Source organism: Deferrisoma palaeochoriense (genome assembly GCF_054656955.1).
This window is the reverse complement of record NZ_BAAHXI010000042.1, coordinates 1-24990: the sequence shown is the minus strand read 5'-3', so window position 1 is coordinate 24990 and position 24990 is coordinate 1. Positions and strand designations below refer to the sequence as shown.

27 protein-coding genes and 3 tRNA genes are annotated in these 24990 nt (G+C 69.5%); 7 read left to right on the top strand and 23 right to left on the bottom strand.

What is annotated here, in order from left to right; translation table 11 throughout:
* Positions 1-12: 12 nt before the first annotated feature.
* A complete protein-coding gene (gene brxF / locus ACYQ8L_RS12235; protein ID WP_459942085.1) occupies positions 13-480 on the bottom strand; it encodes a BREX-3 system P-loop-containing protein BrxF in 468 nt (155 codons plus the stop codon).
* A gap of 1033 nt (positions 481-1513) precedes the next feature.
* Positions 1514-1590, bottom strand: a tRNA-Arg gene (locus ACYQ8L_RS12230).
* Between the two features lie 128 nt (positions 1591-1718).
* Here ACYQ8L_RS12230 and ACYQ8L_RS12225 point away from each other — a divergent pair.
* The 6 genes from ACYQ8L_RS12225 to ACYQ8L_RS12200 all read left to right on the top strand — a co-directional run bounded on the left by ACYQ8L_RS12225 (position 1719) and on the right by ACYQ8L_RS12200 (position 5692).
* Complete coding sequence (locus ACYQ8L_RS12225) at positions 1719-2258, top strand: cupin domain-containing protein (protein WP_459942084.1); 540 nt, start codon at positions 1719-1721, stop codon at positions 2256-2258.
* 3 nt (positions 2259-2261) lie between these two features.
* A complete protein-coding gene (locus ACYQ8L_RS12220) occupies positions 2262-2714 on the top strand; it encodes a DUF2889 domain-containing protein (protein WP_459942083.1) in 453 nt (150 codons plus the stop codon).
* 2 nt (positions 2715-2716) lie between these two features.
* Entirely contained in the window at positions 2717-3637 is a 921-nt protein-coding gene (locus ACYQ8L_RS12215) for a CoA transferase subunit A (protein ID WP_459942082.1), read from the top strand.
* Between the two features lie 80 nt (positions 3638-3717).
* Positions 3718-4476, top strand: a complete 759-nt coding sequence (locus tag ACYQ8L_RS12210; RefSeq protein WP_459942081.1) for a CoA-transferase subunit beta — start codon at positions 3718-3720, stop codon at positions 4474-4476.
* Positions 4473-4766, top strand: a complete 294-nt coding sequence (locus tag ACYQ8L_RS12205; RefSeq protein ID WP_459942080.1) for a transcriptional regulator — start codon at positions 4473-4475, stop codon at positions 4764-4766. The genes ACYQ8L_RS12210 and ACYQ8L_RS12205 overlap by 4 nt, the downstream gene beginning before the upstream one ends.
* A gap of 20 nt (positions 4767-4786) precedes the next feature.
* Positions 4787-5692, top strand: a complete 906-nt coding sequence (locus ACYQ8L_RS12200) for a radical SAM protein (RefSeq protein ID WP_459942079.1) — start codon at positions 4787-4789, stop codon at positions 5690-5692.
* Positions 5693-5698: 6 nt separating this feature from the next.
* On the opposite strand, the gene ACYQ8L_RS12195 is transcribed toward ACYQ8L_RS12200, so the two are convergent.
* Positions 5699-5905, bottom strand: coding sequence for a hypothetical protein (locus ACYQ8L_RS12195; RefSeq protein ID WP_459942078.1), 207 nt, complete (start codon positions 5903-5905; stop codon positions 5699-5701).
* A 264-nt stretch (positions 5906-6169) separates the two neighbouring features.
* Here ACYQ8L_RS12195 and ACYQ8L_RS12190 point away from each other — a divergent pair, with 264 nt between their 5' ends.
* Positions 6170-6517, top strand: coding sequence for a DUF1622 domain-containing protein (locus tag ACYQ8L_RS12190; RefSeq protein ID WP_459942077.1), 348 nt, complete (start codon positions 6170-6172; stop codon positions 6515-6517).
* A gap of 81 nt (positions 6518-6598) precedes the next feature.
* On the opposite strand, the gene ACYQ8L_RS12185 is transcribed toward ACYQ8L_RS12190, so the two are convergent.
* From ACYQ8L_RS12185 to ACYQ8L_RS12090, 20 genes are all read right to left on the bottom strand, one after another.
* Entirely contained in the window at positions 6599-7759 is a 1161-nt protein-coding gene (locus ACYQ8L_RS12185) for a sodium ion-translocating decarboxylase subunit beta (RefSeq protein WP_459942076.1), read from the bottom strand.
* A complete protein-coding gene (locus ACYQ8L_RS12180; RefSeq protein ID WP_459942075.1) occupies positions 7759-8241 on the bottom strand; it encodes a biotin/lipoyl-containing protein in 483 nt (160 codons plus the stop codon). Before ACYQ8L_RS12180 ends, ACYQ8L_RS12185 begins: the two co-directional genes overlap by 1 nt.
* A 60-nt stretch (positions 8242-8301) precedes the next feature.
* Positions 8302-8757, bottom strand: a complete 456-nt coding sequence (locus tag ACYQ8L_RS12175) for an OadG family protein (protein WP_459942074.1) — start codon at positions 8755-8757, stop codon at positions 8302-8304.
* 10 nt (positions 8758-8767) lie between these two features.
* Complete coding sequence (locus ACYQ8L_RS12170) at positions 8768-10312, bottom strand: acyl-CoA carboxylase subunit beta (RefSeq protein ID WP_459942090.1); 1545 nt, start codon at positions 10310-10312, stop codon at positions 8768-8770.
* Positions 10313-10400: 88 nt separating this feature from the next.
* Entirely contained in the window at positions 10401-12338 is a 1938-nt protein-coding gene (locus tag ACYQ8L_RS12165) for a pyruvate carboxylase subunit B (protein WP_459942073.1), read from the bottom strand.
* A gap of 45 nt (positions 12339-12383) precedes the next feature.
* A complete protein-coding gene (locus ACYQ8L_RS12160) occupies positions 12384-12602 on the bottom strand; it encodes a hypothetical protein (protein ID WP_459942072.1) in 219 nt (72 codons plus the stop codon).
* A 308-nt stretch (positions 12603-12910) separates the two neighbouring features.
* Positions 12911-13591, bottom strand: coding sequence for a helix-turn-helix domain-containing protein (locus ACYQ8L_RS12155; RefSeq protein WP_459942071.1), 681 nt, complete (start codon positions 13589-13591; stop codon positions 12911-12913).
* Positions 13592-13793: 202 nt separating this feature from the next.
* On the bottom strand, positions 13794-14588 hold the full coding sequence (locus tag ACYQ8L_RS12150; protein WP_459942070.1) for an IclR family transcriptional regulator: 795 nt from the start codon (positions 14586-14588) through the stop codon (positions 13794-13796).
* Positions 14589-14927: 339 nt separating this feature from the next.
* Positions 14928-16925, bottom strand: coding sequence for a sodium-translocating pyrophosphatase (locus tag ACYQ8L_RS12145; protein ID WP_459942069.1), 1998 nt, complete (start codon positions 16923-16925; stop codon positions 14928-14930).
* 25 nt (positions 16926-16950) lie between these two features.
* The gene (pth, locus tag ACYQ8L_RS12140) at positions 16951-17517 is read right to left on the bottom strand and encodes an aminoacyl-tRNA hydrolase (RefSeq protein ID WP_459942068.1); all 567 of its coding nucleotides are present in this window, start codon (positions 17515-17517) and stop codon (positions 16951-16953) included.
* Between the two features lie 15 nt (positions 17518-17532).
* Complete coding sequence (locus ACYQ8L_RS12135) at positions 17533-18156, bottom strand: 50S ribosomal protein L25 (protein ID WP_459942067.1); 624 nt, start codon at positions 18154-18156, stop codon at positions 17533-17535.
* A 32-nt stretch (positions 18157-18188) separates the two neighbouring features.
* Positions 18189-19130 (bottom strand): ribose-phosphate pyrophosphokinase, encoded by a 942-nt coding sequence (locus tag ACYQ8L_RS12130; protein ID WP_459942066.1) that lies wholly within the window; start codon positions 19128-19130, stop codon positions 18189-18191.
* 57 nt (positions 19131-19187) lie between these two features.
* Positions 19188-19262, bottom strand: a tRNA-Gln gene (locus ACYQ8L_RS12125).
* Positions 19263-19266: 4 nt separating this feature from the next.
* Complete coding sequence (gene ispE / locus ACYQ8L_RS12120) at positions 19267-20163, bottom strand: 4-(cytidine 5'-diphospho)-2-C-methyl-D-erythritol kinase (protein WP_459942065.1); 897 nt, start codon at positions 20161-20163, stop codon at positions 19267-19269.
* Positions 20164-20251: 88 nt separating this feature from the next.
* A tRNA-Phe gene (locus tag ACYQ8L_RS12115) sits at positions 20252-20327 on the bottom strand.
* 43 nt (positions 20328-20370) lie between these two features.
* The gene (locus ACYQ8L_RS12110) at positions 20371-21969 is read right to left on the bottom strand and encodes a bifunctional aminoglycoside phosphotransferase/ATP-binding protein (protein ID WP_459942064.1); all 1599 of its coding nucleotides are present in this window, start codon (positions 21967-21969) and stop codon (positions 20371-20373) included.
* Between the two features lie 94 nt (positions 21970-22063).
* Positions 22064-22204 (bottom strand): hypothetical protein, encoded by a 141-nt coding sequence (locus ACYQ8L_RS12105; protein WP_459942063.1) that lies wholly within the window; start codon positions 22202-22204, stop codon positions 22064-22066.
* 11 nt (positions 22205-22215) lie between these two features.
* Positions 22216-22815, bottom strand: a complete 600-nt coding sequence (locus ACYQ8L_RS12100; protein ID WP_459942062.1) for an aldolase — start codon at positions 22813-22815, stop codon at positions 22216-22218.
* Positions 22808-24598 carry an aldehyde ferredoxin oxidoreductase family protein gene (locus tag ACYQ8L_RS12095; RefSeq protein WP_459942061.1) on the bottom strand — a complete coding sequence of 597 codons (1791 nt, stop codon included), beginning with the start codon at positions 24596-24598 and terminating at the stop codon, positions 22808-22810. The genes ACYQ8L_RS12100 and ACYQ8L_RS12095 overlap by 8 nt, the downstream gene beginning before the upstream one ends.
* Positions 24595-24858, bottom strand: a complete 264-nt coding sequence (locus ACYQ8L_RS12090; protein ID WP_459942060.1) for a hypothetical protein — start codon at positions 24856-24858, stop codon at positions 24595-24597. Before ACYQ8L_RS12090 ends, ACYQ8L_RS12095 begins: the two co-directional genes overlap by 4 nt.
* Between the last annotated feature and the right edge of the window lie 132 nt (positions 24859-24990).

Sequence of the window (24990 nt, the reverse complement as noted above, 5' to 3'; positions counted from 1 at the left end):
TCCTTGAACGCTTCATTCGGACTCCGTCTGAACAACAAGCACGTCTTCCAGCGGATAGCGCCGCCACTCCGGATGTCCCGGCTCGGCATAGGTGAGGTGGCCCTCGGCCACGACGCCGCTCCATGCCCCCACCACGGTGCGGCTCCGCGACAGGCGCCGCAGCAGTTGCAGGGGATTTTGCTGCAACGACACGTCGAAGAGGATCTCCATGTTGTCAAAAAGGACGACATCCCCCGGCACTTCGTCGACGACCTTCCGAAGGATGTCCCGAAGCGCCAACGCCCGCTGCCGTGCCGTCAAATCCAGCATGCGACGCGAAAGTTCCAGGTTGACGTTGATGATCGGCGCCCCCGTTTTCCGGGACACAGTCTGGAGGACCCTCGTTTTTCCGCTCCCCGCGGGCCCCACCACCAAAACCAACCGATGGTAGAGTGCAAGAGCGACATCGATGGCCTCCAGCACCTTCTCGATCGGGATCATCGTTGGGCCACTCCGCTACATCCACTGGAGCGCATTCCGGCGGGCAGGCCGGACACACAAAAAAAGCCGCGCAGGCAAACACGCTGTTGCCTACATCGGCCTCGGTATCCTGGGCTGCCCGTTTCTCGTAAGCATGGAAACCCCCTCCCGTTTCTTCTTGCGTATAGTACGGTACGCGGGGTTCGTGGCACAACTTCGGCTTTCGCCGGAAGACCCACGCCGCACGGGAGGCGTTGCAACACTGTCGGGACCGGGAGACGCTCTTGCGGCTCCCTCCTCGGTGCCATTCTGGGGGCGCCCCACCCCGAAATCCCAAGCGAGCCTGCGGTCCGGGTGCCATTTCCTGAACCCCGTCTTCCCCGGGGACCCCGCGATTCGCACCCCGGCCGGCGCAGGGTTCGTCGCGGGCGCCCTCTGAACCCCGGGAGCCCCCCTTTCGATGGAGGATGAGACTTTCCCCTCGGCCGCGTGGGGCCCACGGAAACCGCTACCGGAAAAAAGAGGTTGCCTCCCGACGCGGCACGGATTCCCCGTCGGCGCGTCGTAGAAGGGCGATGGAAGCGACTTTGCGGATGACGTTCGCCGGGGTGCTACCCCCGCTCCGTGTAACGAAAGAGGTTTCACGCTACCGGTTCTTCGGAGGACGGGGCAACACCGGACGACGCGATGTCGGTCAGATCCTGTCCGGGGAAGGCACGTGACACACGCCGCACCGCACCGCCTCGGTGCCCTTTCCGCGCCCGGGAACCCGCGGCCCGACGGTTCGCCTGCGTGCCATTTCCTGGGCTCGACATCCCCCGCTTTCGGGGTGATCCGGTCGTCCGCCTGCCATTTCGGGGGCCCCGCCCCCCGTCTCGAGCCCGATAGGCGCCCTGTTGGACGGCCCGCGAAGAGGTACGCGCCCCCCACTCCTGCCCGCCTTTCGCCCCCCGGATGTCCATTCCGGGGGAACCGTTCCCGGGCCCGGAATCTACGATGAATCTACGTGCAAAAAGAAAGGGCCTAGCCCCGACGGCTAAGCCCTTGGTCTTATTGGCACGCCCGGAGGGATTCGAACCCCCGACCTACGGATTCGAAGTCCGGCGCTCTATCCAGCTGAGCTACGGGCGCGCGAAGGGCGCAATGCTCCCACGGGGGCCCGGGCGTGTCAAGACGCGCCAAAGGGCGTTGACCCTCGGCGCACTTTTGTTTACAAGGGTCGGTGGCCGCATTCAAAACCTTGGTTGGAGATCCGGAACATGCTCGGGAAAAAGCTCAGGGAGGCCCGGCGGGCCCGGGGGTACAGCCTGGAGGAGCTCGCGAGGCGCACGGGGTTTTCGAAGAGTTTCCTCTCGCAGATCGAGAACGACAAGAACTCCCCCTCGATCGCGAGCCTCAAGAAGATCACCCAGGCCCTGGGGGTGAGCATCGGCGACATGTTCACCGAGGACCGGGACGAGCAGGTGTACTTCCTGAAGCGCTCCGACCGGGTGCCCTACGAGGTGGTCAAGGACAAGGTGATTTTCGAGTTCGGGGCTTCGAAGGTGCCGAACCGGAAGATGGAGGTGATCTTTTTCACCCTGCTTCCGGGCGGGGAGAGCGAGGGCGAGTACTCCCACGAGGGGGAGGAGTTCGGCACCGTGCTCGAGGGCACCCTGCTGTTCGAGCTCGGGGGCAAGGAGTACCGCATGGAGCCCGGGGACTCGATCTATTTCACGTCGTCCATTCCCCACAGGTGGCGAAACCCCGGCCCCGACGTGATGCGGGCCATCTGGGTCATCACCCCGCCGAGCTTCTAGCCCATGGACATCTTCCAGCGCTCCATCCACTCCAACGTGAAGCAGGTGGACCCCGAGCACCTGCTGGTCACGAGCACGCTTCTCGACCTGGAGCACTCGTTCCACCTGGAGCTTCTGGTGCGTCTTCCCGACGGGGTGATCGAGGACGCCAAGGCCAACATGACCAAGGTACCCCTCACGCGCTGCCTCGCCGGGGCCGAGGGGGTGCGGGAGCTCGTAGGGCTCACGATCGGCCGGGGCATCGTCCGGGAGATCACGAAGCGGCTCGGCGGGCCCCGGGGGTGCGCCCACATGGTGGAGCTCATCACCGACGCCGTGCGGCTCGTGTCGATGATCCTGATCGGGGCCTCGGTCAACTACTGGGACGAGCTCAAAAAGACCATGTCCGAGGAGGAGATCGTGGCCCAGGGCAAGAAGCGGCTTCGGAACACCTGCCTCGTGTTCGCGGACGACTGACGGTGGAGACCAAGATCTACACCCTGGCGGAGGCGGTGGGGCTCTTTGTGCGGCCCGGCGACCGGGTGGTGATGGGCGCGGCCCTGGAGTCCTTGATCCCGTTCGCGGCCGGGAACGAGATCGTCCGGCAGGGCATCGGGGACCTCACGCTGATCGGGCCGATCTCCGACATGCTCTTCGACGTGCTGATCGGCGCCGGGTGCGCCGCCCGGGTGGAGGCGGCCTGGGTGGGGAACGTGATGATGGGCTCGGGGTATAACTTCCGCCGGGCCGTGGAACGGGGCGAACCCCGGCCGGTGGAGGTGGTGGACCACACGAACTTCACCCTCCAGACCGGGCTCAAGGCCGCCAGCATGGGGCTTCCGTACCTCCCCACCCGCACGGCCCTGGGGAGCTCCGTTCTGGAACGCAACCCGGGGCTCCGGCCCCACCGGTGCCCGTTCACCGGGGAGGCGCTGGTGGCGGTTGCGGCGATCGTGCCGGACGTGGCGATCCTCCACGTGCAGCGGGCCGACGCCCAGGGGAACGCCCACGCCTGGGGGAACCTGGGGGTCACCCAGGAGGCGGCGTTCGCGGCCGAACGGGTGATCGTGGTGGCCGAGGAGATCGTGCCGCCCTGGGTGATCGCGAGCGACCCCAACCGCACCCTGATCCCGGGCTTCCGGGTGAGCGCGGTGGTGGAGGCCCGGTGGGGCAGCCACCCTTCCCCCTGCCAGGGCTACGCGAACCGGGATCACGACTTTTACCGGGAGTACCACGCCGCGAGCCGCACCCGCGAAGGGTTCGAGGCCTGGCTGGAGGAGTGGGTGACCGGCGTGGCAGACCACGGCGCGTACGTGGACCGACTGCGGGCCCAGGGCCGCCTCGACCGGCTGCGGGTGGCGGACCACGCCTACTCGGTGGCCGCCGATTTCGGGTATTGAGGGCGGGGCGGCGGATCTTGCCCCTTGGGTTTTCGCGTTCCAGCTTCCCAGCTTCGTAGCCTTCGAGCAGCGGACCCGCCATGGCCGACTACACCCCCGGAGAACTCATGATCGCGCGGGCCGCCCGGGAGATCCGGGACGGGGAGCTCGTGTTCGTGGGCATGCGGTTGCCGCTGCTCGCGTTCCTGCTGGCCCGGTCCACCCACGCGCCCCGGGCCGTCGGGCTCTTCGAGAACGGGGTGCTCCGCGACACCCCCGCGGCCGACCCCCTGATCACCATGAGCGATCCCCCCAACCTCCGGGGCGCCCGCATGTGCATGGGCATGGAACCGGCGATGGGGCTCCTGCAGTCCGGCCGGGTGGATCTAGGGTTCATCGGGGGGGCCGAGATCGACCGGTTCGGCAACCTGAACACCACCGAGGTGGGCCCCGATACGGCCCCGGTTCGGCTGCCCGGCAGCGGGGGCGCCTGCGACATCGCCTGCATGGCCGGGCGGCTCGTGATCGTGATGAAGCACGAGCGCCGGCGGTTCGTGGAGCGGGTGCGCTATGTGACGAGCCCGGGGCACGGCGACGGCCGGGCCTGGCGCGAGGAGCAGGGGCTTCGGGGGGGCGGCCCCGCGGGCGTCATCACCGACAAATGCGTGTTCACATTTCACCCCCGCACCCGGGAGATGGTGGTTGCCTCGGTTCACCCCGGGGTGGATCCCGAGGAGGTCCGGGCGCTCACGGGCTGGCCCGTCGTGATCCCCGACCCCGTTCCCCGCACCCCGGAGCCCACGCCCGAGGACCTTGCGGTGATCCGGCGCTACGACCCAGAGGGATTTTGGAGCCGGTGACCGAAACGGTGCGCCGCCGGATGCTGGAGCTTCTGCGGGCCGGGCCGGCCACCGTGGCCGACCTGGCCCGAGCGCTTGGGCTCCGGGAGCCCGAGGCCGCCGAGCATCTCAGCCACGCCCTCCGGTCGCTTGCGCCCGGGGAGCGGGTCGTGGTGGAGCCCGCACGCTGCCGAGCCTGCGGGTTCTCGTTTCGCGACCGCACCCGATCCACCCGGCCGGGCCGGTGCCCTCGGTGCCGCGCCGAGCGGATCGCGCCGGCCCGGTACCGGGTAAAGGGACCCGGGGGGTGAGGGTCCGAAGGGGCCGCACCATGTTCGAACCCGCTTACGTCTCCGCCTGGCGGTCGGGCCGGCTGCACTCGGCCCTGCGGGCGGCCTATCAACGGCTCGCCGCCTGCGATCTTTGCCCCCGGCGCTGCGGGGTGAACCGGCTCCGGTGCGAAACCGGCGTGTGCCGCACCGGGCTCCACGCCAAGGTGGCCTCCGCCGGCCCCCACTTCGGGGAGGAGCGGCCCCTCGTGGGGTTCGGGGGCTCGGGCACGGTGTTCTTTTCGGAATGCAACCTGCGCTGCCGGTTCTGCCAGAACTGGGACATCTCCCAGGACGGCGAGGGCGCGATCACGCCGGCCCACCGGCTGGCCCGAACGTTCCTGTGGATCCAGGCCCAGGGCTGCCACAACGTGAACCTGGTGACTCCCTCCCATGTGGTGCCCCAGATCCTCGCGGGCCTCGCCATCGCGGTGCGCCGGGGCCTTCGGATCCCCCTGGTGTACAACACCAGCGGGTACGATAGCGTCGAAACCCTCCGGCTCCTGGACGGCGTGGTGGACATCTACATGCCGGACCTCAAATGGGTGGACCGGGCCGTGGGGGAGCGGCTCGCCGGCGCGGCCGACTACTGGGAGGCGGCCCGGGCCGCGGTAAGGGAGATGCACCGCCAGGTGGGGGACCTGGCCGTGGACGACCGGGGCATCGCGGTGCGGGGGCTTTTGGTGCGGCACCTCGTGCTCCCCGGGGGGCTCGCCGGCACCCGGGAGGTGATGCGGTTCCTGGCCCGGGAGATCTCGCCTCGCACCTACGTGAACGTGATGGCCCAGTACCGGCCCGTGGGCGAGGCCCACCGCCTCCCGCCCCTCGATCGCCGGCCGGCCCGGGCCGAGGTGATCGAAGCGGTGCGGATCGCCCGGGAGGAGGGGATCACCCGGCTCGATCGATGACGCGGCCTACGGCCGGCGGCAGGCGTCCCGCCGGCTCCCGGCGCAGCAGCATACCGCCAGGCAGGCGAGCACCGCGACCAGGGCCACCCAGGTGGCCGGATTCCAGCGGTCCGGCGTGTACCCGAACGCCCAGCCGGTGATCACCAGGGCCACGGCCAGCACCACGGCCAGACCCGACACCACCCGGCACGGCTTGGATTCCCAGAATCCCATGGTACCCTCCTTTCGGGCACGGCCGCTCGGCGGCTAGGCAGCCAAGCGGCCATACCCCGTTTCGCCCCAGGACGGAACGCGCGCGCCCGTCGCGGGTTGGGTCCTTGGTTCGCGCTTCCAAAAATAGCGTTCGGCCGCCGGGGCGCAACCCCCCGGCCGTCGCGCGCCGGGGCCCGGTCCCACGCCCCGGCCGCAGCGGATGCAAGCGTACTTGCGTCCTAACGTCCCAACGTTCGAACGTCCCAACGTCCCAACGGAACTCCCATGGAACTCTGGATCAAACAGGTCGCCCACTACGTGGCCCTCGCGGCCGAGGCGATGGCCGTGTTCTTCATCCTGGTCGGCATCGTGCAGGCCGTGGTGATCTACGTGCGGGGCGGGCTGTTCCGCCACCGGCACCACCGGGCCCTGTTCACCATGCGCCACGAACTCGGGCACAACCTCTCGCTCAGCCTCGAGTTCCTGATCGGGGCCGACGTGATGCGCACCGCGATCTCCCCGAACTGGCAGGACATCGGCCAACTCGCGGCCATCGTGGGGATCCGGACGCTTTTGAACTTCTTTCTGCACCAGGAACTCAAGGAGTCGGAGGGGAGGATCGTGCGGGAGTAGGCAGGGCAGGGCCCCAAAAGGAAAACCGCCCGGGCCGGCGCGCGCCGACCCGGGTGGTTCTTTGTGCGGAAAGGTGAGGGCCTACCCACCCAGGAGCGACCAGAGCACCCCGGCCGCGATGGCCGAACCGATGACCCCGGCCACGTTGGGCCCCATGGCGTGCATCAGCAGGAAGTTCGTCGGGTCCTCCTTGGCCCCCACCATCTGGGCCACCCGGGCTGAGTCGGGCACCGCGCTCACCCCGGCCGCCCCGATCAGGGGGTTGATCTTGTTCTTCGTGAACAGGTTCATGCCCTTCGCGAAGAGCACCCCGGCCGCCGTGGCCACGGCAAAGCTCGCGGCGCCCAGGGCGAAGATCTGGAGGCTCTGGGGGGTGAGGAAGGTCTCGGCCGAGGCGCTCGCGCCCACGCTCACCCCCAGGAGGATCGTAACGGTGTCGATGAAGGCCGACTTGGCCGTGTTGGAGAGCCGGTCGGTGACCCCGCTCTCCTTCAGGAGATTCCCGAAGAACAGCATGCCCAGCAGGATCACGGCGCCCGGGGCGATCAGGGTGCAGATCAGAAACGACGCGATGGGAAACAGGATCCGCTCGAGCCGCGAGGCGCTCTTGGCCGGGGCCATCTTGATCCGCCGCTCGTTCTTCGTGGTCAGGAGGTACATCACCGGCGGCTGGATCACGGGCACCAGGGCCATGTAGGAGTACGCCGCGATGGCCACCGGGGCGATGAGATGGGGCGCCAGCCGGGAGGCCAGGAAGATCGAGGTGGGCCCGTCGGCCCCGCCGATGATCCCGATGGACGCGGCCTCGGCCGGGGAGAACCCGAGCCAAAGCGCCCCGGCCAGGGTGGCGAAGATGCCGAACTGGGCCGCCGCCCCCAGGAGCACGAGCCGGGGATTGGCGATCAGGGACGAAAAGTCCGTGAGGGCCCCGATCCCGAGGAAAATGAGCGGGGGATAGAAGCCCTTGAGCACGCCCAGATAAAGGTAGTCCATGACCGCGCTCGGCCCCGCCGTGCCCGCCATGAACTCCTTGCTGATCAACTGGAACCCGGGGGGCAGCGGGATGTTGGCGATCAGGATCCCGAACCCGATGGGAATCAGAAGCAGGGGCTCGTAGTGCTTGCGGATCGCCAGATAGATGAACGTGAGCCCCACCGCCAGCATCAGCAGATGCCCGGGCGTGGCGTTCGCGAACCCGGTGCCCCCCAGGAATTTCTGAAGGAACCCGTCCACCCCTTCCATCAGCCGGCTCCGATCACCACGAGCACCTCGCCCACGCCCACATCCTGGCCCTTGGCCACCTTGACCTCCAGGACCTTACCGGCCACGTGGGCCTTGATCTCATTCTCCATCTTCATGGCCTCCATCACGACCACCGTGTCCCCCACCTCCACGGCGTCGCCCTCGGCCACGAGCACGTTGAGGATGTGGCCGGGCATGGGGGCCGTGATCACCTCGCCGCCCTCGGGGGCCGGCGCGGCCGCCGGGGCCGGTTTCGCCGGCTGGGGTTGCGGCGCGGGAGCCGGCTGGGAGGCGGGCTGGGCCGGGGCCGGGGGGGGCTGGGGCGCCGGGGCCGGCTGGGAGGCGGGCGCGGCCGCCGCCCCGCCGGGGATCTCCACGTCGTAGGTCACGCCGTTTACCACCACGGTGGCCCGGCCTCCGGCCAGGCTCCGGATCTCCACGGCGTAGGGCTGTCCGTTGATGACAAGATCGTAGCGGCTCATGAACACGTCCTCCAAAGGAAAGGGGAGCTCAACGGGGGCGGGGCCGGCGGCCCCAGGGGGTCACCGGTGGATCCGTTCCTGGCGCGCGGCCCGGCCGGCCATGGCCTCCAACCGGCCGGCGAGACCCCAGGACCGGATCGGCGCGGCAGAGGGGCCCGGTTCCGGGGCCGGGCGGGCCCGGTGGAGCGCAAGGGCCGCGGCGATGGCCGCGGCCACCTCGGGAGCGGGGGCCCCGCCGCCGCCCCGCAGGGCCAACGCCACGGCCACGGCCGCCGCGGTGCGGGTCCCCTCGTCGTCCGCCGCCGGCGGCTCCTCCCGGGGCACCGGCTCCACCCGGGGCGCGGGCGCCGGTGCCGTGGCCTTCGATTCCCGCCGGACCCGGCGCCCCTTGCCCTCGAGGCGGGCCGTGAACTCCTTGAAGTAGTGCATGTACACCGACAGCAGGAACAGGGCCACGAACACCACCCCCATCCCCACCGCGGTGGTTTGAACGGCGAAGGTCCACACGTCGGTCACGGCCGGCCCCCTAAAGCGGGATGTTCCCGTGCTTGCGCGGCGGGTTGGTGTCGCGCTTGTTGCGGCAGGCCTCGAGGCCCTGGATCACCCGGATCCTGAGGTCCTCGGGCAGGATCACCTCGTCGATGTACCCGAGCTCCGCGGCCTGGTAGGGGTTGGCGAACCGCTCGGTGTACTCGGCGATCTTCTCCTCCCGGGCCTTCTTGGGATCCTCGGCGTTCTGGATCTCCTTGCGGAAGATGATGTCCACCGCGCCCTGGGGCCCCATGACCGCGATCTCGGCCGTGGGGAAGGCGAGGTTCACGTCGCCCCGGAGGTGCTTGGAGCTCATCACGCAGTAGGCGCCGCCATAGGCCTTGCGGGTGATCACGGTGATCTTCGGCACCGTGGCCTCGGAGTAGGCGTAAATGAGCTTCGCCCCGTGCTTGATGATGCCCCGGTACTCCTGGTCGGTGCCGGGCAGGTAGCCGGGCACGTCCTCCAGGGTCACGATGGGGATGTTGAACGCGTCGCAGAACCGCACGAACCGGGCCCCCTTCATGGAGGCGTCGCAGTCGAGGCACCCGGCCAGGTGGGCCGGCTGGTTCGCCACGATGCCCACCACGGTTCCGCCCATCCGGGCGAACCCCACCACGATGTTGGGGGCGTAGTGGGCGTGGACCTCGAAGAAGTCCCCGTGGTCCACCATGGCCGTGATGATCGTCTTGATGTCGTAGCCCTTGTTGGGGTTGTCGGGCACCACCTCGTTGATCTCGGGGAGCTTCCGGTCGGCCGGATCGTCGGTGGGCACGAACGGCGGATCCTCCAGGTTGTTGGACGGCAGGAACGACAGGAGCCGCTTGATCTGGGCGATGCACTCCTTGTCGTCCGACGCGGCGAAATGGGCCACCCCGGAGCGCTGGTTGTGGGTCATGGCCCCGCCCAGGGCGTCCATGGTCACGTCCTCGTTGGTGACCGCCTTGATCACCCGGGGGCCCGTGATGAACATGTGGCTCGTGCCCTCCACCATGAAGATGAAATCCGTGAGCGCCGGGCTGTACACCGCGCCGCCGGCGCAGGTGCCCATGATGGCCGAGATCTGGGGGATCACCCCGGAGCTCATTACGTTGCGGTGGAAGATGTTGGCGTAGCCCGCGAGGCTCTGGACCCCCTCCTGGATCCGGGCGCCCCCCGAATCGTTCAGGCCCACCACCGGCGCGCCGTTCTTCAGCGCCATGTCCATGATCTTGCAGATCTTGTTGGACATGGTGAGCGACAGGCTCCCCCCGAACACCGTGAAGTCCTGGGCGTAGGCGTACACCAGGCGGCCGTCCACCTTGCCGTACCCGGTGACCACCCCGTCCCCGAGGATCTTCGTCTTCTCCATGCCGAAGTTCGTGCACTGGTGAGTGACGAACTTGTCCACCTCCACGAACGTCCCCGGGTCAAAGAGGAGCGCCAGCCGTTCCCGGGCCGTGAGCTTGCCCTGGGCGTGGTGCTTGGCGATCCGCTCCTCCCCGCCGCCGGCCTCGGCCTCCCGGTTCTTCTGGGCCAGAAGTTCGAATTTTTCCTGCAGGCTCATCCGAGGTCCTCCTCTCGCACGTCAACGCAAACCCGGGCGGCCGGGCCGCCCGGGACTGGGATCACGGGGTCTTGGCCAGCGGCTACCCGATCGTCACGAGCACGTCGCCCTTGGCCACGTTGTCGCCCTTGGCGCACCGCACCTCCTGGACCACGCCGTCGGCCGGGGCCTCGAGGGCGTTCTCCATCTTCATGGCCTCGAGGATCACCACGACGTCGCCGGCCTTCACCGGATCGCCGGGACCCACGAGCACGTCCACGATCATGCCCGGCATCGGGGCCTCCAGGGCGGCCTTGGCCCCCGCGGCCGAAGCCGCGGGTTTGGGGGCCTCGGCCGCCGCCGGGGCGGGCTGGGCCGGTGTCGGCTGGGGCGCCGCCGGCTGGGCCGCGGGGGGCGCGGGGGCCACCGAGGTCACCACCGGCGGGGCGCCCGCCGGGGCCTCCACCGCCACCTCGAACAGCTCCCCGTCCACGTACACCTTGTAGGTGCGGGCGTCCGCCGGCGGCTCGGCCTTGGGCTTCTCCACCAGTTCGCCGGCCAGGGCCTTGCGGCACAGCTCCTCCTCGCGCTTGGCATCCTCGAGGGTGCGCGGCTTCCACTCCTCGGGGGCGGGCTCCAGCCCGTATTTCACCCGGAGGAACCGCTTCCCCGTGGTCGGGAACAGGGTGTAGAGCAGGAGGTCCTTGCGGTCCTTGGCCAGGTCGCCCACCTCGGCCTTCGCCTTTTCGAGCTCCGGCTCCAGGATGTCGGCCGGCCGGCAGGTGATGGGCTCCTCGCCCCGGGGGTACCCCTTGAGGGCCAGCTTCCGGAGTTCCGGGTTGATCTCGGCCGGGGGCCGGCCGTAAAGCCCGTAGCAGTAGTCCTTCACCTGGCCCGAGATCATCTTGTAGCGCTCCTCCAGGGAACCGTCGGGGTTCCCGAAGAGCACGTTCTGGACGGCCTGCACCCCGACGATCTGGCTCGTGGGGGTCACCAGCGGCGGGTAACCCAGGTCCTTGCGCACCCGGGGCAGTTCCCGGAACACGTCGTTCAGGCGGTCCTCGGCGCCGGCCTGGCGCAACTGGTTCACCAGGTTCGAGAGCATGCCGCCCGGCACCTGGTGAAGGAGCACCCCGATGTCCACCACGGAGAGCCGCGTGGTGTCCAGGAGGTGGCGGTATTTCGGCCCGATCCGCTCCAGGTACTCGGCCACCTCGTTCAGGCGGTCCAGGTCGAGCCCGGTGTCCCGGGGCGTGCCCTGGAGCATCATCACAATGGGCTCCACTGCCGGGTGGCTCGACCGGTTCGCGAAGGGGGCCGAACAGGTGTCGAGGATGTCGACGCCCGCGTCGATGGCCCGCTGGAAGGTGTATTCGGCGAGGCCCGAGGTGGTGTGGCAGTGGAGCTCCACCGGCAGCTTGGTGGCCTTCTTGATGGCCTTGATCAGATCGTAGGCGTCGTCGGGCGCCAGCAGCCCCGCCATGTCCTTGATGCAGATGGAATCGGCCCCCATCGAGGCGAAGGTCTTCGCCTTCTCCACCCAGTACTCCAGGGTGAAGATGGGCCCGCCCATCTTGCGCTCGGTCACGGTGTAGGAGAGCGCCGCCTGGAAGTGCATGCCGTTTCGCTTGATGGCCCGGGCCGCGGTTTCGAAGTTGCGCTCGTCGTTTAGGGCGTCGAACACCCGGAAGATCTCGATCCCGGCGTCGCATGCCTCGTCGACGAACGCCTCGACCACGTCGTCGGCGTAGTTCCGGTATCCCACGAGGTTCTGGCCCCGCAGGAGCATCTGGAACTTGACCTCCTTGGGGATGTAGCGCCGGAGGCGCCGGGGCCGCTCCCAGGGGTCCTCGCCCAGGAACCGGTGCATCACGTCGAAGGTGGCCCCGCCCCACACCTCCAGGGCATGGTAGCCCACCTTGCCCACGGTCTCGGCGATGGCCTCCATGTCCTCGGTGCGCATGCGGGTGGCGAGCAGGCTCTGGTGGCCGTCGCGGAAGGTGAGGTCGGTAATCTTGAGCGGGTTGGGCTTCTTGGACATGGCAGACTCCTTCCCCTCGAAACGATCAGGTGATGTGCGAACGGGTCAACCGAGGCGAACTACGCGGCGCTGCCACAGGGTGCGGAACAGCATGGTGTCGTGGCGGCCGGCGAGCGCCCAGGCCGAAGGCGCGGGCCCCGGGGCCGGGGCGGCCGGAACCGCTGAGTCCGGGGCCGCGGCGGCGGCCGCGGCCTGCGCCTCGGCTAGGAACTCCATCACCCCGGCCACGGCGGCCGCGATCTTTTTCGCGCGAATCGGGTCCATCGCCTCCTCCAAGGGTTCCTCGAAACTTCCGTCCACGGTCTCCGGTCCCGTGATCCAGACGGCCGCGGCCCACCGTGTGGCCGAGGCGGCGGTTACTGCCCTTGCGAACAGGCCACTGGCTGCGCACCTACCGGAATTTCCAAGCCACTTGCTGCTAGTACGCCGGGGGGCAAAACCCTCTGCGATTCCAGCGTCTCAGCTCGTCCCACCCTATCGGAGCCGCCAGCGTGTCAGGGGCCGGAATCCATAAGGCAGATGTCAGAGCGCCCTATCCTCTGTTGTCCTCTGGCTTCGGACACCTGGCACGGTCAAGCCCCCTTGGCCAGGACGGCCAGCACCCTTGCCGGGCGATCCCCCCGGGCCAACAACCGGTGCCGGAGATGGGAGTCGAAATACACGCAGTCCCCCTCCCGCAACACGATCCGCTCGTCTTCCAACAGGAGTTCGGTTTCCCCTTCCAGCACCAGCAGGAACTCCTGGCCCTCGTGGCAGTACTGGCTTTCGTCCTGCCGGGTGGCCGGATCCACGTGGAGCAAAAACGGCTCCATCAGCTTGTCGCGTTTGTGAAACGTGAGGGCCTGGTAGATGTAGCCGTGCTTCCCTCCGGTGCGGGAAATCACCTGGCTCACCACCGGGCGCTCCTCGCGGCGGACCACCTCGTAGGGCACCTCCGGGCCTTCGTCCCGGAAGAAGTACCCCATGCTCACCCCAAGCACCCGGGCGATCCGCGAGAGGGTCGCCAACGGGGGCGAAACGTTGTTGTTCTCGATCTGGGAGATCAGGGCGGGGCTAAACCCGGTCTCGTCGGCCACGTCCTGGAGGGTTTTGCCCCTCTCCAGGCGCAACCGCTTGATCTTCGCCCCGATGTTGAACTCTTCCGCACCGGCCTCCCCTGCGGCCGCCCGTCGGCGGCTCCTCCGGCGCCCCGGTCTGCCGGCGACGGCGGCCTTTCGCACCGCGGGGCGGGTCTCGGAGGTTTCGTCTGCCAACGGTTGCCCTCTCCAAAGGCACGCCGCCCGGGGCGGCGGTTCTCAACGGCGGTTTACCGGCCGCGGCATTCTAGGGGCCGGGTTTGGGCGAGGTCAAGCGGCTTTATGCTCCCTTAAAAATTTCAGTATGACTAAAATCCCCAGGCGCAAAAAGGCCCGCCGGGTCGCGGCGGGCCCCGAGGGAGCACACAGGCCGGGCTGTCTACAGGCCCTGCCCCACGTCAAACCCGAGGCGGGCCGAGAGCTTCTTGCCGGCGTCCAGGGCAAGCGGGATCAGCTCCTCCTGGAGGCGCTCGTCGGTAAACCGGTACGCGGGACCCGAGATGGAAAGCCCCGCCACCACCCGCCGGGTGTAGTCCCGCACGGGCACCCCCACACAGCGGATCCCCTCGTCGAACTCCTCGTCGTCCAGGGCGTATCCCTGCTCCCGGATCTTCTCGAGTTCCTGGAGGAACTCCTCCCGGTCCGTGATGGTGTTGCGGGTGTAGCGCTTGAACTGGAGTTCTCCGAGGATCCGTTCGATCTCGTCGGCCGACTCGAACGCGATCTGGGCCTTGCCGACGGCCGAGCAGTACACCGGCAGGCCCACGCCCACCCGGCTCACCACCCGCACCGGGTGCCGGGCCTCGACCACGTCCACGTATACGACCCGGTCGTCCCGGATGAGACCCAGGTAGGCGGTTTCGTTGCACTTCTCGACGATCTCCTCGAGGATCGGCCGGGCCATTTTCAAAAGGCCCATGTGCTTGATGAACACCTGGCCGAGCTCGAGGACCTTGAGGCCCAACCGGTAGTTACCGGTCACCTTGTTCTGCTCGATGTACCCCCGGCTCTCCAAGGTGGCCAGCAGCCGGAATACGTTGTTCTTGTGGAGCCCGAGGCGCTTCGAGAGTTCGGTCACCCCGAGCTCGGTCTCCTCCCCCCGGAACTCCTCCAGAAGGTCGAGCGCGTTGGTAACGGACTGGATGATATAGCTGGACTTTTTTCTCCTAGCCACGGTAATCCCTGTGCCTGCCCCGCCGGGGCCGTAAGAAAAGACGGAACCTATCCTTGTGAAGAGTCGCTCATTGTAGCCACGCCCCCTTGCGGGGTCAAGCGCCAAACACCCCCGAGAAAAGCAAAACACCACCGATCCGGTTTGGATCGGCGTTTTCATCCCAATGGTTCGCCACGAATCGTAGGCGCCAAAACCGCAACGCCGTTCGCCCCCTCAAATTGGGTGCCAGAATAAAATCTTGTTATGCATCCGTCAAGGCAGGGGGACCGGTTTTTCCGCCCTAGGCGCAAAAAGGGCCGGCCCCGGGGGCCGGCCCTTCCGCTGCGCGGCGCCGGTTGCTCACATGTGGGGCAGGAGCGGGGCGATCACGAGGCTCACCACGCTCATCAGCTTGATCAAGATGTTCATCGAGGGCCCGGAGGTGTCCTTGAAGGGGTCGCCGACGGTGTCGCCCACCACGGCGGCCTTGTGGGCGTCGGAGCCCTTGCCGCCCAGGGCGCCCTTCTCGATGTACTTCTTCGCGTTGTCCCAGGCACCGCCGGCGTTGGCCATGAAGAGCGCCAGCAGCACGCCGGTCACGGTGGCACCGGCCAGGAGCCCGCCCAGGGCCTCGGCGCCGAGCACGAAGCCCACCACCACCGGCACGATCACCGCGGTGAGGCCCGGCACGATCATCTTCCGCAGGGCCGCCTGGGTCGAGATCGCCACGCAGGTGGCCGTGTCGGGCTTGGCCGTGCCCTCCATCAGGCCCGGGATCTCCCGGAACTGCCGGCGGACCTCGTTCACCATGTCGTAGGCCGCGTCGCCCACCGCGGTCATGGTCATGGCACCCACCAGGAACGGGATGATGCCGCCGATCAGCATGCCGATAACGGTGTTGGGGTCGGTCAGGTTGATCTCGGCGAGCCCGGCGGCCGAGGAGTACGCCGCGAACAGGGCCAGCGCGGTCAGCGCGGCCGAGCCGATGGCAAAGCCCTTCCCGATGGCGGCCGTGGTGTTGCCCTGGGCGTCCAGGGTGTCGGTCACCTCACGCACCTCGGGACCGAGCTCGGCCATCTCGGAGATCCCCCCGGCGTTATCGGCGATGGGGCCGTAAGCGTCCACGCTCATCGTCACGCCCACCGTGGACAGCATGCCCACCGCGGCCACGCCGATGCCGTAGAGCCCGGCCAGGTGGTACGAGCCGAAGATCGCCGCCGCGATGAAGAGCACGGGAATCGCGCAACTCTCCATGCCCACGGCGAGCCCGGTGATGATGTTCGTGGCCGGGCCGGTCTGGGAGGCCTCGGCGATCCGCACGATGGGCTTCGCGGCCGTGTAGTACTCGGTCACGAGCCCGATGGCGATGCCGGCGACGAGCCCGAACACCACGGCGTAGAACACGCCGATGGGCAGCCCGAGCTTGTTCGCGATGGCGTAGGCCCCGATCACCAGGAGGATGGCCGACACGAAGGTCACGTTCCGCAGGGCCTTGGCCGGACCCTGGTTCTCCAGGACCTTCATGGACACCACGCCGATCACGCTGGCCACGAGGCCGGCCATGATCACCAGAAGCGGGTAGGCCATGTAAGCGAGCTTCTCGGTGGCCGGGATCACCGAACTGGTGGCCGCGATCGCGATGGTGGCCACCACCGAACCCACGTACGACTCGAAGATGTCGGCGCCCATGCCGGCCGTGTCGCCCACGTTGTCGCCCACGTTGTCGGCGATGGTGGCCGGGTTACGCGGGTCGTCCTCGGGGATGCCGGCCTCGACCTTGCCCACCAGGTCGGCGCCCACGTCGGCGGCCTTGGTGTAGATGCCGCCGCCCACACGGGCGAAGAGCGCGATCGACGAGGCACCCATGGCGAACCCGTTGATGTACTGGGCGCTCTCGGGGTCGCCGAACACGTAGAAAGCCACGCCAAGGCCCAGGAGCCCCAGGCTCGCCACCGAAAGCCCCATCACGGCGCCGCCCGAGAACGCCATGTAGAGGGCCTTGCCCATGCCGGCGTCCTTGGCCGCGGCCGATGTCCGCACGTTCGCCCGGGTGGCGGCCTTCATGCCGAAAAATCCGGCGGCCAGGGAGCACACCGCCCCGCCCAGGAACGCCCAGGCGGTCATGGGCGCGATCTTCCAGAACAGGAGCAAGAACACGACGGCGATGAAGATGACGAGGATCTTGTACTCGCTCTGCAGGAACGCCATGGCCCCCTCGTGGATCAGGTCGGCGATCTCCTGCATGCGCTCGTTCCCGGCGGGCTGGTTTTTGATCCACGAGTAGATCAAGGCGGCCACGATCAACCCGCCGATGCCCACAAGGGGCGCGTACACGGTCCAACTGCTCAGGTTTTCCATGTTTCCCTCCCTTCCGAAAAAAAGGTTAGGTGTGGAACCGGTTCATGGCCCGCAAAGGCCCTTCCCCAATGATATGGAAAACGGCGTCGGCGGCTCTCGCCCGGATCGCCGGAATCTCCACGGCCTCGTCGGCCGAAAACGGGCTCAACACGTAGTCGGCCGCGTCCCCCTTGCCCTGGGGCCGGCCGATCCCCACCTTCACCCGCACGAACTCCCCCGTGCCAAGCACGGCCAAAATCGAGCGGATGCCGTTGTGCCCCCCGTGCCCCCCCCGTACCCGGATCCGGATCGCGCCGAAAGGGAGATCCAGATCGTCGTGGACCACGATCAGCCGCTCGAGCTCCACCCCGAACCGGTCCACCAGCCGGCCCACGGCCTCCCCGCTCCGGTTCATGTAGGTCTGGGGCTTCGCGAGGACTACGGGCTGCCCCGCCAGCCGCCCCTCGGCCACCCGGGCCCGGCAGGCGTCCCGCCACCGGCCGGCGCGGGCGCGCCCGGCCAGTTCGTCCGCCACCTGGAACCCGATGTTGTGGCGGGTGTCCTCGTACTCCGGGCCCGGGTTTCCGAGCCCCACCACGAGGAAGGGACCCACGGACCGGCCCCGGGGCTAGGCCTCGGCCTCGGCCGTCTCCTCCTCGGCCTCCTCCTCGCCCTCTTCGGCGTAACCCGAGGGGGCCACGATCACGCACACGGCGAGCTCCGGGCTCGTCAGGATCCGCACCCCTTCCGGCGGGGTGAGGTCCCTCACGTGCACCGACTCGCCGGGTTTGAGCTCGGTCACGTCCAGCGTGATCGCGTCCGGCAGGTCGTCGGGCTTGCAGGCCACCCGGAGCTCCCGGCGCACCACCTGAAGGATCCCGCCCAGTTTCACGCCGATGGGGGTGCCCTCCAGATGGACCGGCACGGTGGCGTGGATGACCCGGTCCGGGTCGAGCTTGTAAAAGTCCGCGTGGATGAACCGGCGCTTCACCGGATCCACCTGGAGGTCCTTCACGATCACCCGGGCCCCCTCCAGGTCAGGATCGCTGCTCCTCAGGCGCAGGAACACGTTGCGCTCGGCCGGGGTGCGCAGGGCCCTCACCAGGTCCTGCTCCCGGAACGTCACCATCTTGGGCGCCATCTCGGGGCCGTACACCACCCCGGGGGTGCGGCCCGCGGCCCGGAGCTTGCGGGCCACGCCCTTCCCCACGCCCTCCTTGGGCTCCACCGAAAACTCGACTTCCGCGTGCATGGTTCTTCTTCCTTTCCGAGAACGTCTCGAGGCTAAACGAATAGGGAACTCACCGACCCGCACTCCGTGATCCGGCGGATCGCCTCGGCGAGCAACCCGGACACGGTGACGGCGTGGATCTTGCCGCTCTCCCTCGCCCGGGCGCTCAGGGGAATCGTGTCGGTCACCACCACCTGCTCGAGCGGTGAGTCCACGATCCGGTCCACGGCCGGACCGGACAGCACCGGATGGGTGGCCGCGGCGAACACGCGGCGGGCCCCATTTTCCTTGAGAGCCCGTGCCGCGTTGGTCAGGGTGCCGGCGGTGTCGATCATGTCGTCAAGGAGAAGGGCGTCCCGGCCCTCCACCTCGCCGATGATGTGCATCACCTCGCTGACGTTCGCCTTCTCCCGCCGCTTGTCGATGATGGCCAACCCCGCGTCGAGCCGTTTCGCGAAGGCCCGGGCCCGCTCCACGCCCCCGGCGTCGGGGCTCACGACCACGAGGTCATCCCCCGGCAACCGCCGCCGGAACTCCTCGAGGAGCACCGGCGTCGCGTAGAGGTTGTCGACCGGGATGTCGAAAAACCCCTGGATCTGGCCCGCGTGGAGATCCACGGTGAGGATCCGGTCGGCTCCCGCCACCGTGATGAGATCGGCTACCAGCTTCGCCGTGATCGGCACCCGGGGGTTCACTTTCCGGTCCTGCCGGGCATACCCGTAGTAGGGCATGACCACCGAGATGGAGCCCGCGCTGGCGCGCTTCAGGGCGTCCATCATGACCAGGAGCTCCATGAGGTGGTCGTTCACGGGCGGGCAGGTGGGCTGGATCACGAAGACGTCCCAGCCGCGGACGCTCTCCTCGATCTCCACCGCCACCTCGCCGTCGCTGAACCGGCGCACCACGGCGCGGCCCAGAGGGAGCCCGAGCCTTCGGCAGATGGCCTCGGCCAGCGGCCGGTTCGCGTTTCCGGTGAACACCCGAACGTTGTGCATGTAATCGTACCGACGAAAGACCCGGCAGCCCGAGCGGCGGCCGGGAGGCTCCAAACCTGGCTGGGGCGGCAGGATTCGAACCTGCGAATGCCGGAATCAAAATCCGGTGCCTTACCGCTTGGCGACGCCCCAACGGCTACCGATTGCGATGAGCGCCCGATCCCCGCTCGCCCCGGAACGGAAACTCGCCCGGCCCCAGGGTGCGCACGAGTCGCGCCGTCCACCCCCGGGCCGCCGCCCGGGGCGCGACCTCGGCGTGGAGCGCTTCGGCGCTCCGCCGGTCCGGCAGAAGGCCGAACACGGCCGACCCCGATCCCGTCATGGCCGCCGCCGGGGCGCCGGCCAACAGGTCCAGGGCCTCCCCCACCTCGGGGCACTCCGCCCGGGCAAAGGGTTCGAGGTCGTTGCGCACCTCACCCCGTACCCCCCGGAAAGTGAGGTGCGCTATCCTAGGGGCGGCCCTACGGGAAGTCAAGCCCTTGGAAAACCGAGAAAACACCCGGGCCGTCGAAAGATTCACGCCGGGCCACACCACCACGAGCCACAGTTCCCCGGGCCCGATCGGCGACACACGTTCCCCCACCCCCTCCACCCACGCCGGGCCTCGCGCGAAAAAAAACGGCACGTCCGCGCCCACGGCGAACGCCGCCCGGCTCCGCTCGGTGGGGGTCAACGGCCGATCGAACAGGCGCTCGAGCCCCAGGATCACGGCGGCGGCGTCGCTCGAGCCCCCGCCGAGCCCCGCCCCGGCCGGGATGGACTTCTCGAGGCCGATCCGGACGCCGGCGGCCACACCCGTGACCCCGAAATAGTACCGGGCGGCGCGCACGCAGAGGTTCTCCCCGGCCCCCGGCCCCTGGCCGGCCATCTCCACCCGGCCCGGCTCGTCCACGGGTTCGAGCCACAGGTCGTCGAACCACGAGACCGGGGCCATCAGCATCCGCAGATCGTGGTACCCGTCGGGCCGGCGGCCCAGGACCTCGAGGACGAGGTTCACCTTGGCCGGGGCCCGAAGCTCAAGGCGGTAAGGCATCGGTGTCCTCCCCGCGCGGGGGCGGGGCCGCGGGGCGGCAAAGGAAAAGGGCCTGGGTCCGGCGAAGACCCAAGCCCTTGGTCGAACCTGGTGCCCAGGGGCGGAATCGAACCACCGACACGGGGATTTTCAGTCCCCTGCTCTACCGACTGAGCTACCTGGGCCCCCAAAGCGGGAGCGGAGATTACCCCGGCCCCCCGGGGCGTGTCAAGGACCGGGCAGCGGGGCGAGACCCCAGCGGGCGAGCGCCCGCACGGCCTGGACGAAGGTCTCCTCCTTCGGGCCGTCGGTCACGATCCACGCGGGTTCGGGCTCCCCCGGAGCGGGGGGCTCCCACCGGGCCCGGGCCTGGCGGTACACCCCCCAGTCCGCGTCCGAAGGGCCCTTGCGGGGCCGGGACAATCGGCGGCGCACCTCGGCCTCAGACGCCTGACACAGGAGGATGCCCCACCGAACCCCCCACGCCCGGGCCGTCTCCCCCAGGGCCCGGCGCCAGCGGGCCTCCCTGAGGGTCGCGTCCACGATCACCCGCCGGCCCTCGAAGAGCGCTCCCTCAGCCCTGCGGAACACCTCGGCGTAGGTGCGCTCGGTCCACTCCGGGGTGTAGATGCCCTGGCCGTAGCCGGCCGGGGCCCGGTCGGCCGGGGAGAGCCCGGCCAGTTCCTTGCGCACGACGTCCGTTGCGATCAGCCGGAACCCCAACCGCTCGGCCAATCCCCGGGCCAGGCTCGACTTCCCGCTGCCCGGAAGCCCCCCGACTCCGAGAAGGCAGGGCCTTCTCTCGGGAGGTTCCAGGGCGTCGAGGGCCACCAGCCAGTGGGCCCGGGCCGAGGCGAGGGCCCGGTTCCTTTCGTCCGGGGATACCTCGGGCTCCAGGGCCGCGAACCCCTCCACCTTGGCCCGCACGCAGGCGCGATAGGCCACGTACCAGGGGAAGAGGCCGGCCCCTTCCGGGTCTTCCGCCGCGACCAGGTAGGCCTCCTCGAACCCGCGGGCCAGATCGCGGCGCCCCTGGAACGTCAGGTCCATGGACAGGAACGCCGCATCAGCCACTGGGTCGGCGTACCGGAACCGCTCGTTGAACTCGATACAGTCCACCACGACCCACCGCCGCTCGGGAGCCCGGCGGGGAAACCAGTACACGTGGTCCAGGTGGAGGTCGCCGTGGGTGTCGCGCGGCACCCCCCGGGCCGCCCGGTCGTCCATGAGGGGGGAAAGCGCCGAAAGGCCGTGCTCCGTCACCCGGCGGACGCGCTCGAACACGCCATCGGACACCGTGATCCCCCGGTGGCCGGCCGTCTGCTCGAAGTTCTCCCGGGCGTTCCGGCCCACCACGGCCGCCCTGCCGAACCGCGCCACGTGAGGACCGGCCTCGGCCCGGGCGTGAAACCGGGCCAGGAACGTCCCGAAGGACCCGATCTCCCCCATTCCCACCTCGCCCCGGTCCAGCCGCCGGAGAAGCGTGGCCCGCTCCGGGAGCCGCCGCATCCACACGGCCCACTCCACCGGCTCCCCCTCGCCGTCCACCCGTGCCCGCCCCCGGTCCAGGGTCACGGGCACCACGCCCAGGTACACCTCGGGGGCCATGCGCCGGTTCAGCCGGACCTCCTCCCGGCAGAAATGGGCCCGGCGCTCCGGGGTCGAGAAGTCCAGGAACCCGAGGTCCAGGGGCTTTTTGATCTTGTAGGCGTAAGCGCCGGCCAGGAACACGGCCGAGATGTGGGTCTGCCGCACCTCAACCCGACGGCAGGGGTGGGGATAGGCCTCCGGGGAGGACAGGGCTCGGATCAGGGCCTCGAGGTCCATGGCGGTCCGCCGGGAATCGGGGGTGCCGGCACCGCCAATCTATCGCATCCGGCGCCCGTGTCCACGGCCGGTCCCGCGATGGCGGGGGGCGGCCCTACTCGAAGAACAGGGCCTTCCCCACCAGCACCACCACCAGGATCACGACCAGGAAGATGAAGATCCCGGCCCAGATGTGGCCCAGCTTCTCGTCGAGGGGCATCGGGTCGGAAGGGTTTCGCCTCGCCGTCTTGGCCATGGGGTGTCCTCCTACCAGCGCTCGTAGCGGTCGGCCCCCTCGCGGTACTCCCGGATCCGGTCGGTGCCGAGGGACTTCAGGATGCAAAGGATCCGCGCCGAGGCCTCCAGCGTGGAGGAGACCATGTAGGCCTCCTCCAGGAGCTCCCCCACCGCGAACGCGCCGTGGCCCCGGAGCACGGCGATGCGGTGGTCCCGGAGCGCCGGCGGGAGGATCCGGGCCACCTCGGCGCTCCCCACGGTTTTGGCGGCGCTCACCACCGGAACCCGGTGAAGGAGGTACGAGCCCTCGGAGTCCACCGGCACGATCGCGTCCTCCACCAGCGAGAGCGCCGTGGCGTGGAGCGGGTGGGTGTGCACGATCGCCAGCGCGCTCGTGGCCCGGTAGATGGCACGGTGCACCACGAGCTCCGTGCTCGCCAGGGTGACCATGCTGTCGTCGGCCTCGAGGCCCGTCTCCACCAGGTCCTCCGGCCGAAGCCGGCCGAGCATGGCGCCTCGCCGGGTGATCACGATGCGGTCCCCGAGCCGCACGCTCATGTTGCCGCCGTGGGAGGTGATGAGCCCCGCCACGAAGAGATCCCGGCCGATGTCTCGAAACTGCTCATACATCGGGCGCCTCCCCGGCATCGAGCCCGAGCTGGGAGAGCTTGCCCGGCGTGGGCCGGCCGCGCGCGTCCCAGCCCCGGAACCGGTAGTACTCGTCGAGCATCGGCCCGAGCCGGACCGTATGCCCCGCGCTGGGACCCTCGGCCACGGGCTCCTCGAGGAGCCGCCGCGGCAGGGTGTCGGCCTCCCGGCCGAAGCCCCGCTCCAGGTTCACCAGCCGCTCCAGGGTGTAGATGCGTTCCCCGATGGTGAGAAGCCCCTGGCCGTCCACGTCGAGGCCGGTGGCCGCCCGCAGGAGCCGGGCGTAGTAGCCCTCCGACAGGGCGAACCCGGTGAACCGGCACAGCACCAGGCTGTCCACCGCGGCGTTCAGATTCTGCTGCACGATCACGAGCCCCGCCTTACCCGACCAGGCGAACCGGTCCACGAGCTTTGGCGTGGCCAGGATCTCGGGCGCCACCATGTAGGCCCGCAGGTGGCACCCACCCCGGTTCGAGGTGGCGTAGGCGAGCCCCTGGCCCTGGCACCCCCGGGGATCGTAGGCCGGGAGCTCCAGGCCCTTCGCGGCCATAGCCACGTCCCCTCGGCCCAGTGCCCGGCCGAGGTGGGCGCTTCCGTGCCGCAGCACCTCGCCCCGCCCCCGGCCCAGGGCCATTTCCTCCAGAAGCCGCGCCACCCCCGCCTCGCCCCCCTCCAGGGGGTCCCAGGGCAGGTCCCCCCGTTCCCACAGCTCCCGGGCCGCCGCCAGGGTCGCCCCGGCCGAGATGGTGTCGAGGCCGAGGTCGTTGGCCAACAGGTTGAGCCGGGCCACGGCCGCGAGGTCCGCCAGGCCCAGGTCCACGCCGAAGGCCCAGAGGGTCTCGAACTCCGGGCCCTGGACCTCGCGGCCCCCCAGCCGGATCCGCCGGCCGCAGGCGATGGGGCACCCGGGGCAGGCCTTTCTCCCCACCGTGATCTCCCGGAGGGCCTCCCCCGACACTGCCTCGGCCCGGTCGAACCGGCTCTCCCGGAAGTTCCGGGCGGGAAGGGCCCCCACCGCGTTCACCACGTTCATGAGGACCGCGGTTCCGAACTCCGGGAGGCCCCGGCTCGTGACCGGGTGGGCCGAGAGCCATTTGCGGCACTCCCTCACGACGAAGGCGAACCCGTCCGGGTCGGCCACCTCGATCGGTCCCTCCCCCCGGACCACGACCGCCTTCAGGTTCTTGGCGCCCCAGGTGGCCCCCAGGCCCCCCCGGCCGAAGAACCGCTCGCCGTGGGCCACGTTGGCGAGCCGCGACCCGGTCTCGCCGGCCGGCCCCACGGTGAGGGCCGCGGCCTTGGCGCCGTGCCGCTCGGCCAGCGCCCTCTGGACGGCCCGGTTCCCGAGCCCCCGGAGGTCCCCGGCGGGCTCGAACCGGACCCCGTCCGGGTCGATCAAGAGGACCACCGGGGCATCGGCGCGGCCCTCGATCCACAGGGCGTCGTACCCGGCCCGCCGGAGCCGGATGCCGAAGAAACCGCCCGCGTTGGCGTCGAACAGGGTGTTCGTAAGGGGGGAGAGGGCCGTGGCGCTGGTGCGCGAGGCCGTGGGGGCCGCCGTGCCCGTGAGGGGCCCGGTGGCCACCACGAAGGGCGCCGAGGGATCCAGGGGATCGAGGCGGTGCCGGCCTTCGGCCCGCACCAGGTAGGCCCCGAGGCCCCGGCCCCCCAGGTAGGCCCGGAGCACCTCGGGCGGGATCTCCTCCACCCGGGCCGCGCGCTCGGCGAGATCCAGCCTGAGGAGCCGGCTGGGGCGGCCGCTCATGCCGCGCCGCCCCCCTTGGCGGCGTGGGCGTCCCGGCAGGCCTCGCTGCAGAAGTACGTCCCGCCGGGACCGGGCACGGCCGACTCCTTGGGCACATAGACCCCGCAGTGGGGATCCTGGACCAGTTCCCCGCCCTGGATCGCCCGGCCGGGGGTCGGGCGGGCCCGGGGACGCTCGGGCTTGGGGGCGGGCTTGAGGCCCTTGATGAACTTCACCAGGAGCCAGATCAAAAGGCCATAGAAGAGGGCTCGAATCAGCACGGAATCGTCCTTGGAGGTCACTTCGGTCCACGGTCTCCGGTCGGCGGTCTCCGGCCCCCTGGTTCGGGCTGCGGCCGGCCACCGTGCGACGGAGAGCGGGATGTTATTACTCCAGCGGCTAAATAGCCGCGG